Origin of the sequence: Acidovorax sp. NPDC077693 (genome assembly GCF_044542805.1) — a bacterium.
Lineage (GTDB): Bacteria > Pseudomonadota > Gammaproteobacteria > Burkholderiales > Burkholderiaceae_C > Acidovorax.
The window spans coordinates 139,615-152,336 of sequence record NZ_JBITVD010000006.1 but is presented as its reverse complement, the minus strand read 5'-3'; the positions used below and the strand labels follow the sequence as shown (position 1 = coordinate 152,336).

At 68.9% G+C, this 12,722-nt stretch carries 12 protein-coding genes; 8 read left to right on the top strand and 4 right to left on the bottom strand.

Annotation, left to right across the window (positions count from 1 at the left end; all coding sequences use genetic code 11):
* Positions 1–3: 3 nt before the first annotated feature.
* The gene (locus tag ACIGHN_RS10110) at positions 4–741 is read left to right on the top strand and encodes a metallophosphoesterase family protein (protein ID WP_396504252.1); all 738 of its coding nucleotides are present in this window, start codon (positions 4–6) and stop codon (positions 739–741) included.
* A 44-nt stretch (positions 742–785) separates the two neighbouring features.
* Here ACIGHN_RS10110 and ACIGHN_RS10105 read toward each other — a convergent pair whose 3' ends face one another.
* Positions 786–1,130 carry an antibiotic biosynthesis monooxygenase family protein gene (locus tag ACIGHN_RS10105; protein ID WP_396504251.1) on the bottom strand — a complete coding sequence of 115 codons (345 nt, stop codon included), beginning with the start codon at positions 1,128–1,130 and terminating at the stop codon, positions 786–788.
* Positions 1,127–1,471, bottom strand: coding sequence for an NIPSNAP family protein (locus ACIGHN_RS10100; RefSeq protein ID WP_056410501.1), 345 nt, complete (start codon positions 1,469–1,471; stop codon positions 1,127–1,129). The genes ACIGHN_RS10105 and ACIGHN_RS10100 overlap by 4 nt, the downstream gene beginning before the upstream one ends.
* Before the next feature lie 90 nt (positions 1,472–1,561).
* On the opposite strand from ACIGHN_RS10100, the gene ACIGHN_RS10095 reads away from it, so the two are divergent.
* Positions 1,562–2,323 carry an ArsR/SmtB family transcription factor gene (locus ACIGHN_RS10095; protein ID WP_396504250.1) on the top strand — a complete coding sequence of 254 codons (762 nt, stop codon included), beginning with the start codon at positions 1,562–1,564 and terminating at the stop codon, positions 2,321–2,323.
* Complete coding sequence (locus ACIGHN_RS10090) at positions 2,320–2,643, top strand: YnfA family protein (RefSeq protein ID WP_056166658.1); 324 nt, start codon at positions 2,320–2,322, stop codon at positions 2,641–2,643. The genes ACIGHN_RS10095 and ACIGHN_RS10090 overlap by 4 nt, the downstream gene beginning before the upstream one ends.
* Positions 2,644–3,021: 378 nt before the next feature.
* Here the strand turns inward: ACIGHN_RS10090 and ACIGHN_RS10085 are convergent, their stop codons facing one another.
* A complete protein-coding gene (locus tag ACIGHN_RS10085) occupies positions 3,022–4,569 on the bottom strand; it encodes an ABC transporter substrate-binding protein (protein WP_396504376.1) in 1,548 nt (515 codons plus the stop codon).
* 285 nt (positions 4,570–4,854) lie between these two features.
* Here ACIGHN_RS10085 and ACIGHN_RS10080 point away from each other — a divergent pair, with 285 nt between their 5' ends.
* A complete protein-coding gene (locus ACIGHN_RS10080; RefSeq protein WP_396504249.1) occupies positions 4,855–5,358 on the top strand; it encodes a hypothetical protein in 504 nt (167 codons plus the stop codon).
* A 64-nt stretch (positions 5,359–5,422) separates the two neighbouring features.
* Positions 5,423–6,124 carry a hypothetical protein gene (locus ACIGHN_RS10075; protein ID WP_056410510.1) on the top strand — a complete coding sequence of 234 codons (702 nt, stop codon included), beginning with the start codon at positions 5,423–5,425 and terminating at the stop codon, positions 6,122–6,124.
* A 26-nt stretch (positions 6,125–6,150) separates the two neighbouring features.
* On the opposite strand, the gene ACIGHN_RS10070 is transcribed toward ACIGHN_RS10075, so the two are convergent.
* Complete coding sequence (locus ACIGHN_RS10070; protein WP_396504248.1) at positions 6,151–6,723, bottom strand: BON domain-containing protein; 573 nt, start codon at positions 6,721–6,723, stop codon at positions 6,151–6,153.
* A gap of 247 nt (positions 6,724–6,970) precedes the next feature.
* Between ACIGHN_RS10070 and ACIGHN_RS10065 the strand changes: the two genes are divergently transcribed.
* Genes ACIGHN_RS10065 through ACIGHN_RS10055 form a run of 3 tightly spaced genes read left to right on the top strand, consistent with a single transcriptional unit; the run spans position 6,971 to position 12,707 of the window.
* Positions 6,971–8,041 (top strand): ligase-associated DNA damage response exonuclease, encoded by a 1,071-nt coding sequence (locus ACIGHN_RS10065; RefSeq protein WP_396504247.1) that lies wholly within the window; start codon positions 6,971–6,973, stop codon positions 8,039–8,041.
* Positions 8,038–9,885: an ATP-dependent DNA ligase gene (locus ACIGHN_RS10060; protein WP_396504246.1), complete on the top strand. Its 1,848-nt coding sequence runs from the start codon at positions 8,038–8,040 to the stop codon at positions 9,883–9,885. The genes ACIGHN_RS10065 and ACIGHN_RS10060 overlap by 4 nt, the downstream gene beginning before the upstream one ends.
* The gene (locus ACIGHN_RS10055) at positions 9,882–12,707 is read left to right on the top strand and encodes a ligase-associated DNA damage response DEXH box helicase (protein WP_396504245.1); all 2,826 of its coding nucleotides are present in this window, start codon (positions 9,882–9,884) and stop codon (positions 12,705–12,707) included. Before ACIGHN_RS10060 ends, ACIGHN_RS10055 begins: the two co-directional genes overlap by 4 nt.
* The last annotated feature ends 15 nt before the right edge of the window (positions 12,708–12,722 follow it).

Genomic DNA, 12,722 nt, shown 5'->3' with positions numbered 1-12,722 from the left:
ACCATGCGCATCGCCCTCGTCTCCGACATCCACGGCAATCTGGCGGCACTCGAAGCCGTGGCGGCCGACATCCGACAGCGCGGCGCCGACCGGGTGGTGAACCTGGGCGACAACCTCTCGGGCCCGCTGCTGCCGCGCGAGACGGCGCAGTGGCTCATGGCCTCGGGATGGCTGTCGCTGGCGGGCAACCACGAGCGGCAGGTGCTGCACCTGCAGCCCGGGCGGGGTGGCGCGTCGGACGAGTACGCGCACGCGCAGCTCACGGAGGCCGAGTTCGCATGGATGCGCACGCTGCAGCACCGCGTGCGCTTGACCGACGACGTGCTGCTGTGCCACGGCTCGCCGCGCAGTGACCACGAATACCTGCTGGAGACGCTGGACGGCCACGCCCTGCGCCTGGCGCGGCCCGCAGAGATCCGCGAGCGACTCGATGTAGAGACTGCGGTGTCTGTGATCGCCTGCGGGCACACCCATGTGCCGCGCGCAGTGCGGCTGGGCGCGCAGTTGCTGGTCAACCCCGGCAGCGTGGGATTGCAGGCGTACAGCGACGACCACCCGGTCTACCACGCGGTGGAATCTGGCACGCCCGATGCGCGCTACGCGCTGATCACGCTGCACAGCGGCCAGTGGCAGGTGGAGCACATCGCCGTGGCTTACGACCATGAAGCGATGGCGCTGCTGGCCGAGCAGCGGCAGAGGCCGGATTGGGCGCATGCGCTTCGCACAGGGTACATGCCCTGACGCAGATCGTGCGCCTCAGGCAGGGCCGCAATGCAGCGCACCGCTCAGCCGTGCACCCGGCGTGAATCCGCTGGCGCCTGTGCGCGGTCGTGCAGGCCGTAGTCGCGCACCACGGCGGCCACGCGCAGGCGGTAGTCGGCAAAGATGCCAGCGCGGCCGGCCTGCTGGGTGCTGCGGTGGGCCTCCACCTGGCGCCAGCGGGCCACGGCCTCTTCATCCCGCCAGAACGAGAGTGACAGCAGCTTGCCGGGCTCGCTCAGGCTCTCGAACCGTTCGATGGAAATGAAGCCGTCCATCTGCTCCAGCGCGGGCCGCAGCGCGGCGGCGGCGGCCAGGTAGGCGTCCTTGCGGCCGGGTGCGGGCAGCACCTCGAAGATCACGGCGATCATGGGGCGGACTCCACAGGGTGCGCGGGCAGGCCCAGCGTGCCTTCGACGCCCTGGGTGAAGGTGCGCTCCTCGCGCAGGATGAAGCGCTTTTCCTGCGCCATCGCAAAGTTGGCGCGGCCTTCGGGGTCGGTGCGCAGGCGGGCGCGGTAGGCCTCGTACGCGGCCAGCGAGTCAAAGCCGATGAGGCCCCACGCCTCGTAGTTGGTCCCTTCGTGTGGCAGGAAGTAGCCCAGCAGGTGGCCGCCGCAGCGCGGGATGATCTGCCCCCAGCGGCGCGCGTATTCGGCGAACTGCTCGCGCTGGAAGGGGTCGATGTCGTAGCGGATGAAGCAGGTGATCATGGTGTGATGCCCGGGTCGGGATGCGTGTGGTGTGTGAGGGTTTGACGATAGGCGCTTGACGTGCTGGAATGGTTCGCCCAACATCGAACCATGAAAGACGGCCCCCACATCGCGCGCATTGCCGCGCTCATCGGCGACAGCGCGCGCGCCGAAGTCCTGACCGCACTGATGGCCGACCGCGCCCTCACGGCCACCGAGCTGGCGGACATTGCCGGCGTCACCAAGCAGACCATCAGCGCGCACCTGGCCAAGCTGCTCGACGCCGGCCTGCTGGCGGTGGAGAGCCAGGGCCGGCACCGCTACTTTCGCCTGGCCGACCGCGACGTGGCGCAGTTGCTGGAGTCGCTAATGAACGTGGCGTTCCGTGCCGGCGCGGTGCGCTTGCGCGCCAGCCCGCGCGAACCCGCACTGCGGCGCGCCCGCGTCTGCTACGACCATCTGGCGGGCGAAGTGGGCGTGCAGTTGCACGAGGCGTTGCTGCGCCAGGGCTATCTGCACGCTGCCGATGGCGGCCTCGCGCTGACCACGGCGGGTGCCGAGTGGTTTGCCCAGCAAGGCATCGACACGGCCGTGGTGGAGCGCCAGCGGCGCATGCTGTGCCGCCCCTGCCTGGACTGGAGCGAGCGGCGCCACCACCTGGGCGGCGCGCTCGGTGCCGCGCTGCTGCAGCGCTTGGTGGAACGCGGCTGGGCGCGGCGCGACAAGGACTCGCGCGTGGTGCACTTCTCGGCCGAGGGCGAGCTGGCCCTGCGCGCATGGACGGCGCCTGCCGCTGGCGAGGCAGCGAGCAACGACACGGCCCACCGCCCCCGTCTGGCGAATGCGAAAACGAAAGCGCAGGTGGGCCTGTGAAGACCTTCGCACTCTTCGTGGCCACAGCGCTGGCCGAGATCGTGGGCTGCTACCTGCCGTGGCTGTGGCTGCGGCAGGGCAAGCCAGCCTGGCTGCTGGTGCCCGCCGCGCTGAGCCTGGCGCTGTTTGCCTGGCTGCTCACGCTGCACGACACCGCCGGCGCGGGGCGCGTCTATGCGGCGTACGGCGGCGTCTACATCGGCGTGGCGCTGGCCTGGCTGTGGGCAGTGGACGGCATAAGGCCCACGCCGTGGGATGTGGCGGGGGTGCTGGTGGCGCTGGCGGGCATGGCGATCATCGTGTGGCAGCCCATGAAGTGAGCAACCGATGGGGTGCAGGCGGATGGATCGATCGCGCTGGCTGCCAGTGTGCGCAGAGCGGGGGTTTGTATTGAGGCTCTGCTGCTCACGCCCCCTCTCCCCAGCCCTCTCCCGCGAGGGGAGAGGGCGTTTTTTGGGGGGCTGTCTGCGGCTCCTGTCGCTGTGTGTGCCGCGAGATGCAGTGGATAAGAATGCTATACAAAGAATAGCTTCTAGCGCTCGTAGAAAGCGCGCCAGAGGCCATTTTTGTCAGTGCCTCACCCCACCCCGGCTTCACCCCCTCTCCCCTCGCGGGAGAGGGTCGGGGAGAGGGGGCCGTCTTCCGCGCGCTACGGCTGCTTCACCCCAGTCCCCTTCCAACCAGCAACCCGCCAACCCTCAATTCACCTTGATCAACCGCCAGTCGATGCGGTTGTCCGGCCGCTGCACCAGATCCACGTTCTTCTTCATGGCCCAGGCCAGCATCTGGTTGTGCAGTGGAATGTTGGCCACGGTGTCGTTTTGCAGTTGCAGCCCTTCGGTGAGCAGCCGGTTGCGCACCGGCAGGTCGATCTCGGTCTTCACGCGGTCCACGATGTAGTCCATGCGTTCGTTGCTGTAGCGGCCCAGGTTGTAGTTGCCGTCGCCGCCGGTGGTCTTGGTGCGCGTGAGCGACTGCAGGGTGTACAGCGCGTCGAACGTGGGCACGCCCCAGCTGAGCAGCGCGATGCTGGCCTCGTGCCGCTGGGCCATGGGGTAGTAGGTGACGGCCGGCAGCGTGCGCAGCTTGGCCTTGACGCCCACGCGCGCCCACATCGAGGTGATGGCCTGGCACAGCCCTTCGTCCTGGATGATGGCGTTGTTGCTGCAGGCCAGGTCGACCTCGAAGCCGTCCTTGTAGCCCGCATCGGCCAGCAGCGCCTTGGCCGCGTTGGGGTCGTAGGGCAGGCGCTTGTCCACCGCCTCCGTCCAGCCGTTGACCAGCGGCGAGACGATGGCGCCCGTGGGCTTGGACATGCCGCGCATGGTCACGCGCTGCAACGTACCGACATCGATGGCCTGGTAGAGCGCCTTGCGCACCCGCAGGTCCCTGAGCGGGTTCTTGCCCTTGATGTTGCTGCCCGGCAGCTCGTCGCGGAACTGGTCCATGGCCAGGTAGATGGTGCGGTTCTCGACCATCTCCATGACCTTGAGATTGGGGTTGGCCCGAAGCCGCTCCAGGTCCTGCAGGCTGGTGTCGCGCACCATGTCGACCTCGCCGGACAGCAGCGCCGCGATGCGCGTGGCCTCGGACTTGATGGGCGTGTAGGTGATCTCGGTCACGTTGCCCTCGGTCTTGCCGGCGTTCCACCACAGCGGGTTGGCGGCGAACACGATCTTCTGGTCGGGCACCCATTCCTTGAGCACGAAGGGCCCGGTGCCCATGGCATTGCGGTGCGAAAACGTTTCGTCCTTGGCCTTGATGTCCTTGGGCTCCACCGCGTTGTTCTTCTCGGCCCAGGCCTTGCTCATCACGCGCAGCTCGGTCAGCTGGTTGAGCAGCACCGGGTTGGGGTTCTTCAGGAAGATGTCGATGGTCTCGCCATCCACCTTCGCGATGCGGTCCATGCCCTGGGTGTAGATGGCGTAGGTGGACGTCTTGCTCATCGCGCGCTGCAGCGAATACACCACGTCGTCGGCCGTCATGGCCGAGCCGTCGCTGAACTTCACGCCCTGGCGCAGCTTCAGGCGCAGCTGCGTGGGGGTGACCTGCTGCCACGAGGTGGCCAACAGCGGCTCGACCTTGAGCGTGCGGCTGTTGAACATCACCAGCGACTCGTACACCGCCGCATGGATGCCGTTGCCCAGGGCACTGTTCTGCGAGTGGATGTCCATGGTCTGGATGTCGCTGGAACCGGCCCATTTGAAAGGCTTTGCGCCCGCGATGGCGGGCACCATGCACGCCATCACTGCCGCCAGTGCAGGGGCGGATAGCAGCGAAGAACGATCGAAACGCAGGCGCATACAAACCTCCAATGTGTTGTCAGCACGCAATGTGCAATAGCTCCCCGCTTCTGCGGATATGGAAATCCCTGGGGTGCGGCACCATGGGCGAGCCAAGGGCCTCGCGGTGCATGCACATGACATGCCACCGCCCGGCGCTGCATACGGTCCATTACATCTCTTACACGCAGGCCTTGGAGTTTCACGGCCAGAATCGCCGGTCCTCCTTTGCTCGACCCCGATCCCACCATGCCAGGGCTCTCCCTTCGCACTGTCTTTCGATGGGCCGCCGTCGCGGCCTCTGCCCTTGTGCTGGCGGCCATGGCCACGCTGGGCTATCTCTTTGCCGTGGAAGACTACGTGACACGGCCCGGCTCGCCCGTGTACTACCTGGGCATCTCGTCGCTGGTCCGCGATGTACAGGTGCCCGACGGGGCGCAGGGCCCCGAGTACTTCGGCTCGGTCGGCGATGGGAACAAGCCGGCCCAATCGCAATTGAGCTTCAAGGTGCCGCCTGCAACCGCCGATGCGGTCTGGGACGCAATGACCCGGCAACTGCAAAACCTGGCCCTGCACTCCGTCAGCACCGGCGGCAACGACCCGACCGTGGCCAGCAACAAGCACACCGTCTCCCCGGGACTGCGGGAGGCGCAATACACCTCTGCCAAGCACGACCTGGTCCTGCTGACCACTTATGAGGACAGCGATGGGGGAACCCCGTTGATCCGCTTCGAAATCACCCACTTCGATTGATTCGACCAAGACGCCGCCCTTCGTGCCGGGCACTTCCTTTCCTCCACTTCCCCGTTGAACACCCATGTCATCTCGCTCGGACATTCCCAATCGCCTCATCTACACGTGCAATTGCGGCTGGATCGATATTGGCCACCTGGTGTCGGTCGAGAAGCCGGCCAACCGCCATGCGAGCGCCGCCTATCTGTGGAAGGACGTCTCGCTGGAACGCGGCCTGCAGGTCACGGGCAAGCCGGACCACCATCTGGTGATGTACCGCCAGGGGATGCGCAAGTTCGGCCTCTCGCGCGACTTCACGAAGTTCTACTTCATCCGCAAGGGCCTGCCGCTGGCCACCCAGCGCTCGGTGGCGCTGGCGATCTTCAAGGAAGTCTCCCTGGGTTTCGAAGACGTGCAGGCCTCGCTGTCGGCCTTCACGGACAGCGGCTTCAGCGAAGAAGATCTGGTGTCGAACCTGCTCGGCTTCTACGTGGCCGTGCTGGGCAACGTGGACTGGCGCAACCACTGCAAACCGGTGTCGGCAGAAGCCTCGCGCGTTGTCTGGGACACGCTGGGCCCGGTGGGTTCGCGCAAGAACCGCCAGTTCGTCCCCAAGCTGCATGCCTGCGAAGAGTGCAAGACCCAGCACCACATCACGCAGCCCGTGTTCCCACCCATTTTTTCGTCCATCCGCCCGGCCCAGCAAGGCGCAGATTTTTTTGAAGCCACGGACGCCACGCCCGGCCTGCCCGTCCCGGCGCACATGCTGTCCACCTTGTTCGTCTGATCGCGCCGGCGCGTGGCGCGCTACCGCTACCGCTGCTGGAGCGGCTCTGGCGGCGTCGGCGTCGGCGTCAGCGGCGCCAAGGGATAGCGCGCGGCACCACGCGCCGTGCCCACCTGCAGCAGGTTGACCACCCCCATCACGTCGTCCACCAGTTCCACGGCCTTTTCCATCGCCAGCGCCTGCTCGGCCGACTGCACGCAGCCCATCAGCGTGACCAGGCGGCGCTCGCCCAGCACCCACACGCTGGTATCGCCAAAGCGCCCGTCCTCGCGCAAGTAGTGCTGCACCCGCGGGATGATCTCGGCGTCGTACAGGTACGAGTTGGGCAGCCGGCAGCGCCCCACGCGGTGGCAGCTGCCGCCGTGCTGCGAACGCACATGCGCGAGCTCACGCACCTCGGCCTCGGTGTAGAGCGGGCCCTCGGGCACGGGGCAGGCGCGCATGGCGGACGTGACCTGCACGAACGGGTCGTTGAAGGCGTTGGTGCGGGCTGGCGCCGGGGCGCCAGCGCCTTGCGCCAGGGCGACAGACGCCGTGTTGGCCAGGATTGCCACGACGCACACGGAGCGCAGCAGGCGCCCAGTCAGGACGAGGTGCATGGAAACCACTTCCTTTCGGCAAAAGAATGCGCCATGGTACGGCTCAGCGACCCCCTGTTCGCACCTGCGGATTCCACCCCGTGCTCAGCAACATGCGGCGTTGGCCTGCAGACGGCTGGGCCGATGTGGTGATGATGGCGGACAGTCGCCCAACATCAAGCGCTCACTATTTCATAGCAAAGAGGCTAATTCCATCCAGCGGCAGCACTGCTTTTTATCTGCAGCCCGCGTCCCTGACCATCACGCCATGCCCAGCGACCTCATCGTTCACCGCCCCGAAGGCCTGTACTGCCCGCCCGGCGACTTCTACATCGACCCCTGGCGACCGGTCAGCCGGGCGGTGATCACGCATGCGCATTCGGACCACGCGCGCATGGGCTCGGCGCACTATCTGGCGCACACGGACAGCGAAGGCACGCTGCGCAACCGACTGGGTGCGGACATCGACCTGCAGACGCTGGCCTATGGCGACGTGATCGACCAGCAGGGCGTGCGCGTGTCGCTGCACCCTGCGGGGCACGTGCTTGGCTCGTCGCAGGTGCGCATCGAGCATGGCGGCCAGGTGTGGGTGGCGTCGGGCGACTACAAGCTGGAGGACGACGGCACCTGCCCGCCGTTCGAGCCGGTGCGCTGCCACACCTTCATCACCGAGTCGACCTTCGGCCTGCCCATCTACCGCTGGCCATCGCAGCCGGTGCTGTTCGCTGACATCAATGCCTGGTGGGCTGCGAATGCCGCAGCGGGCAAGGCCAGCATCCTGTATGCGTATGCCTTCGGCAAGGCGCAGCGGCTGCTGCACGGGGTGGACCCGGACATCGGCCCCATCGTCGTGCACGGCGCGGTGGACCCGCTCAACGCCGTATACCGCGCAGCCGGCGTGGCACTGCCGCCCACGCTGCGCGTGACGGACCCGGGCGTCACCAAGGCCGAGCTGCGCCGCGCGCTCGTGCTGGCCCCGCCCTCGGCGGCGGGCACGCCCTGGCTCAAGCGCTTTGGCGAGCATTCCGATGCCTTTGCCAGCGGCTGGATGCTGGTGCGCGGCGCACGCCGCCGCCGCGGCGTGGACCGGGGCTTCGTGATGAGCGACCACGCCGACTGGCCCAGCCTGCAAAAGGCCATCGGGGCCACCGGGGCCGAGCGCGTCATCGTCACCCACGGCAGTACCGAGGTGATGGTGCGCTGGTTGTGCGAGCAGGGCCTGGACGCGCAGGTGTTCAAGACGGAATACGGCGCCGACGACAACGAGGACGACGCCAACGCAGCGCTCCCTGCGGCCCCTGCCGAGGAGCCGGGCACGCAACCCGAGGCCGCGCCATGAGGGCGTTTGCCGAGCTGTTCCAGGCGCTGGATGCCACCACCGGGCAGTCGGCCAAGCTGGCGGCGCTGGTGGCCTACCTGCGCGCGGCGCCGCCGGCCGATGCAGCCTGGGCCACCTACTTCCTGGCGGGCGGCAAGCCGCGCCAGATGGTGCCCACCAAGCGCCTCAAAGCCCTGGCTCAAGAGGCCGCCGGCCTGCCCGAATGGCTGTTCGAAGAAAGCTACCAGGCCGTGGGCGACCTGGCAGAAACGCTCGCGCTACTGCTGCCTGCGCCGGTGCAACCCGTAGACCTGCCGCTGGCCGAGTGGATGGCCCAGCTGCTGCCCCTGCGCGCGCTGCCGCCCGACGAAGCCGACGCCCGCCTGCGCGCGCAGTGGGACAGGCTGGCACCGGAGCAGCGCTTCGTGTACTTCAAGCTCATCACCGGCAACTTCCGCGTGGGCGTGTCGCGCCTGCAGGTGACGCAGGCGCTGGCCACGGTGAGCGCGCTCGACCCCAAGCGCATCGCCCACCGGCTGATGGGCTACACGCAGATCGGCCGGCAGCCCGCAGCAGGAGACTACAGCGCGCTGGTGGCGCCCGTGGGCGAGGCTGCGGATGGGGACGCGGGCGATACGGTGGATGCCGGCATGGCAGGCCAGCCCTACCCCTTCTTCCTGGCCCACCCGTTCAGCCAGCCCGTGGCCGAGATGCCTGCGCTGCTCGGCACGCCCGGCGACTGGCTGGTGGAGTGGAAGTGGGACGGTATCCGCGCGCAGATCGTGCGGCGCGGCGGCGCGGTGTGGGTGTGGTCGCGTGGCGAAGAACTGGTGACCGACCGCTTTCCCGAACTGGCCGAGGCTGCCATGGCGCAGCTGCCCGATGGCTCGGTGGTCGATGGCGAGATCCTGGTGTGGCTGCCCGGCGAGCCCCAGCCCCGCCCCTTCGCCGACCTGCAAAAACGCCTGGGCCGCAAGACCCTGGGCCCCAAGCTGCTGCGCGAGCTGCCCGTGGTGCTGGTGACCTACGACCTGCTCGAACATGCGGGCCAGGACCTGCGCCAGCAGCCCCAGCAGGCGCGCCGCGCGCTGCTGGAGGCGCTGCTGCAACCACCGGCCGATGCACCGCAAGGAACACTCCCGGCCACCGAACTGTTCACGACGGGCTTGCCGAAGCGCGGCGCTGGACTTCGACAGGCTCAGTCCGAACGGATGGTGGAGCTTGCCCCCGAACCCACTCCCACTCCCACACCCACGCCCTCTGCCACCATCGCACCGCATCAGACCCTGCGCCTGAGTACGCTGCTGCACGGCGCCGACTGGGACGACCTGGCGCGCCAGCGCGAGGCCGCGCGCGGCATGGGCACCGAGGGCTTCATGCTCAAGCACCGCCAGGCGCACTACGGCGTGGGCCGCACCAAGGACGTGGGCGTGTGGTGGAAGTGGAAGATCGACCCCATGAGCGTGGACGCCGTGCTCATCTACGCCCAGCGCGGCCACGGTCGCCGCGCCAGTTTGTACAGCGACTACACCTTTGCCGTGTGGAACGGCCCGCCGGACGACCCTGAACGGCAACTGGTGCCATTCGCCAAGGCGTATTCGGGCCTGACGGATGTGGAGATCGGCCAGGTGGACGCCATCGTGCGCAAGACCACGCGCGAGAGCTTCGGCCCCGTGCGCAGCGTGGATGCGACCATGGTCTTCGAGCTGGGCTTCGAGGGCATCGGCAAGAGCCCGCGCCACAAGAGCGGCATCGCGGTGCGCTTTCCGCGCATGCTGCGCTGGCGCAAGGACAAGACCGTGGCCGAGGCGGACACGCTGCAAACCTTGATGGCGCTGTTGCCAGGGCAAGACGCACCGCAATGAGCACCGTTGCCAAGGCCCCGCCGCGCCGCCCGCGCAAGCCGTTGCCCACCGTCGCCCTGAGCGCCGCAGCGGGCTGGATGGCGGCGCGCGGCTGGCAACCGTTCGGCTTTCAGCAAGAAGTGTGGCGCGCCCTGGGCGAGGGCCGTTCGGGCCTGCTGCACGCCACCACCGGTGCGGGCAAGACCTATGCGGTGTGGCTGGGCGCCCTGCAGCACCTGGCAAGGGCTGGGGAGGCACCAGCGCTGGTGCCGACAGCCGGATCGACCAGACCGATCACATCCCCACCCGTTCGGGCTGAGCCTGTCGAAGCCGGGGCAGGTTCCATCGAGGCTGCGACGTCCTCGGCCAGTACCAGCGACCGCACTGCCCTGCGCAAGCGCCGTGCTGCCGCCCCGCCCCTCACCGTGCTGTGGATCACCCCCATGCGCGCCCTGGCGGCCGACACGCTGCGCGCGCTGCAGGCCCCGCTGCCCGACCTGGCGCCCGACTGGACCAGCGGCCTGCGTACCGGCGACACCGCCAGCGGCGAGCGCGCCGCGCAGGACCGCCGCCTGCCCACGCTGCTGGTGACCACACCCGAAAGCGTGTCGCTGCTGCTGGCCCGCGCCGACGCCCACGAGCGCCTGCGCCATGTGCAACTGGTGGTCGTGGACGAATGGCACGAGCTGGTGGGCAACAAGCGCGGCGTGCAGGCGCAACTGGCGCTGGCCCGCCTGTCGGGCTGGAATCCGGCGTTGCAGGTGTGGGGCATGTCGGCCACGCTGGGCAACCTGCAGGAGGCGCTGGACACGCTGCTGCCCCGCCCTGCCCCGGGCGCCCCCGCGGCACCACCGGCCGTGCTGGTGCAGGGCCGCGTGGACAAGGCGCTGCAGGTGCAGGTGATGCTGCCGGCCAAGGTGGACCGCTTTGCCTGGGCCGGGCACATGGGCCTGGCACTGCTGCCGCAGGTGGTGGAGTCCATCGAGGCCTGTGCATCCTCCTTGGTGTTCACCAACACGCGCTCGCAGGCCGAGCGCTGGTACCAGGCCCTGCTGGAGGCGCGGCCCGACTGGGCCGGCACCCTTGCGCTGCACCACGGGTCGCTGAGCCAGGACGTGCGGGCCTGGGTGGAGAACGGCTTGAAAACCGGCCTGCTCAAGGCCGTGGTCTGCACGTCGAGCCTGGACCTGGGCGTGGATTTTCTGCCGGTGGAGCAGGTGCTGCAGATCGGCTCGGCCAAGGGCGTGGGGCGGCTGGTGCAGCGTGCGGGCCGCTCGGGCCATGCGCCGGGGCGCACGTCCAGCATCACACTCGTGCCCACCCACAGCCTGGAGCTGGTGGAAGCCGCCGCCGCACGCCACGCGCTGGCCCAGGGCCGCATCGAAGACCGGCACACGCCGCGCGCACCGCTCGATGTGCTGGTGCAGCACCTGGTCACCATTGCGTTGGGCGGCGGCTTCGAACCCGATGCGCTGCTGGCCGAGGTGCGCCGCGCCCCGGCCTATGCCACGCTGGCCGACAACGACTGGCAGTGGGCGCTGCAGTTCGTGCGCCAGGGCGGGGCCTCGCTGGCAATCTACCCCGACTTCCAGCGCGCCGCGCCCGACGAGGAGGGCATCTGGCGCGTGCCCGATGCGCGGCTCGCGCGCCGCCACCGCAGCAACATCGGCACCATCGTGAGCGACGCCAGCATGCAGGTGCAGTTCCTGAGCGGCGGGCGCCTGGGTTCGGTGGAAGAGAGCTTCATCGCCCGGTTGCGCAAGGGCGACGTGTTCATGTTCGCCGGCCGCCTGCTGGAGCTGGTGCGCACCCAGCAGATGACGGCCTACGTGCGCATCGCCCCCAAGGGCAGCGCCGCGCTGCCGCGCTGGAACGGCGGGCGCATGCCGCTGTCGAACACGCTGGCCGACGCCATGCTGGAGATGCTGGAGCAGGCCGAGCGCGGCGTCTACGCATCGCCCGAGATGCAGTGCGCCCAGCCGCTGCTGGCGCTGCAGCATGCCTGGTCGGCCCTGCCCACGCCCAGCCGCCTGGTGGCCGAAACCCTGCACACGCGCGAAGGCTGGCACCTGTACCTGTACCCGCTCGCGGGCCGCCTGGTGCACCTGGGCCTGGCGGGGCTGCTGGCCTGGCGCGCATCGGAGCAGGTGCCCAACACCTTCTCCATCGCGGTCAACGACTATGGGCTGGAGCTGCTGTCGGCCAAGCCCGTGGACTGGGCCGCGCTGCTGCCGCGCCTGATCGGCGAGGGCACGCACACCACCATCGGCAGCGGGTTGGAGGACGAAGTGCTCGCCAGTCTGAACGCGACCGAGATGGCGCGCCGGCGCTTTCGCGAGATCGCGCGCATCGCAGGCCTCATCTTTCAAAGCCACCCGGGCGAGCAGCGCAGCAGCCGCCAGCTGCAGGCCTCGTCGTCGCTGTACTACGACGTGTTCGCGCAGTACGACCCCGACAACCTGCTGCTGGCCCAGGCCCGTGCCGAGCTGCTGGCCAACGAGCTCGACATGGAGCGGCTGGCACGCACGCTGCGCGGCATGCAGGCGCAGACCCTGTCCATCCATGCCCTCACGCGCCCCACCCCGTTCGCCCTGCCGCTGATGGTGGAGCGCTTTCGCGAACGCCTGAGCACCGAAACGCTGGCCGACCGCCTGGCGCGCATGGTGCAGGCGCTGGAGAAGGCCGCCGACGACAGCACCGGCACCCACCTCGCCGACAATCCCGTGGCCCCGGCCGACATGGCCTGGGACGTCCCCGACGGCGCCACCGCATCCCCCCGGCGCGCACGCCGCGGCGACGCCGGTGCCGCGCCGCGCCGACCCCGGGGACGCCACGGATTCTGAGCACGACGACGAAGA